Below are 252 nucleotides of genomic sequence, written 5' to 3' on the forward strand. Positions count from 1 at the left end.
CACCCTGTTATTGCAGGATTTCGCGCCTCCGGGCAAACATTCACTGCAGGAGCGACTGGCACCACTGCGTCAGAAAGCAGTCCTTACAACATTACTGGTCACCTTTTTCGCAGTTTGCTCTGAGCACATTGTTTACAGCTATGTCAGTGTACTGCTGCAGGATACTGTGCTGGCCGGAAACGCTATTTTGCCCGTAGCACTGTTGATTTTCGGGGTTGGCGCCGTGATTGGTAACTTTATCTCCGGTGTGAT

At 50.8% G+C, this 252-nt stretch carries 1 pseudogene; it reads left to right on the forward strand.

Annotated features, from left to right (window positions below):
- Positions 1 to 252 (forward strand): annotated as a pseudogene (locus SB753_RS39560) (MFS transporter); the annotation flags it as partial.

Origin of the sequence: Paraburkholderia sp. SIMBA_053 (genome assembly GCF_046534895.1) — a bacterium.
GTDB classification, from domain to species: domain Bacteria; phylum Pseudomonadota; class Gammaproteobacteria; order Burkholderiales; family Burkholderiaceae; genus Paraburkholderia; species Paraburkholderia caledonica.